The following is a 991-nucleotide window of genomic DNA, read 5'->3' as shown; positions in this document are numbered from 1 at the left end:
CTCGATAGAGCCAACCGTTACATTATTGTTCTCGCCAACAACGTTGTTCTCATCAACCTTGTTTCTTGGAACCAAGAACAGAGAAATACCTTTAGGGCCGGCAGGCGCATCAGGAAGCTTAGCGAGGACCAAATGAATAACGTTTTCAGAAAGATCTTGGTCACCACCTGTAATGAAGATCTTAGTACCTGTGATCGCGTAGCTACCGTCACCGTTGTCTTCAGCTTTAGTGCGGATCATACCTAGATCTGTGCCTGCATGCGGCTCAGTTAAGTCCATCGCACCAGCCCACTCGCCAGAATACATCTTAGGTAGATACTTCTGCTTAAGCTCTTCAGTGGCGTGTGCATCAATTGCCAAACTTGCACCAGAAGTTAGGCATACATATAAACCAAAAGAGATATCAGAAGAATAAAGCATCTCTTCATACTGAGCACCTACCATTTTAGGCATACCCATTCCTTCGTATTCAGGGTTACCCGTAAGACCTGACCAACCACCTTCAACAAAAGTCTTATAAGCTTCTTTATAACCCGCTGGAGTCGTTACAACACCGTCAGTCCACTTACAACCTTCTTCATCACCATTACGACTTAAAGGTGCAATTAGTGATGCAGTGATCTTACCCGCTTCTTCCAATACTGCGTCAGCAGTATCAATATCGATGGTGTCTTTTGTGCCCGCAAGCGAAGCCCAAAGCTGCTCTACACCAAACACTTCATTCATCACGAAACGAATATCTTTTAACGGAGCCTTATACTCAGCCATGTAACTACCCTCTATCCTCTGTTGATCCAACACGTAACAACCTTGTCTTACAAGGTATTTTTCAATAAAAACCCCGAGCTGCTTGTGGCTATTCGGGTGTGATTTACTTATGTCCGGGAAAACCTAACGCCGCACATTTAAATCATGCGGCGCATTTTAACGTAAAAAGCCCGCGAATGCGGGCTTTTTTTTGAATCAGATTAACTCAAGCTTAGAAAGCGAA

At 44.2% G+C, this 991-nt stretch carries 1 protein-coding gene; it reads right to left on the bottom strand.

The window, feature by feature from the left end:
* Nucleotides 1–768 (bottom strand): acyl-CoA dehydrogenase family protein (locus A3763_RS22955; protein WP_197483067.1); only part of this gene is annotated, 768 nt, incomplete at its 3' end.
* Between the last annotated feature and the right edge of the window lie 223 nt (nt 769–991).

Source organism: Oleiphilus sp. HI0128 (genome assembly GCF_001635365.1).
The sequence above is the reverse complement of the archived record's forward strand: the minus strand, read 5'-3'. Positions and strand labels throughout refer to the sequence as shown.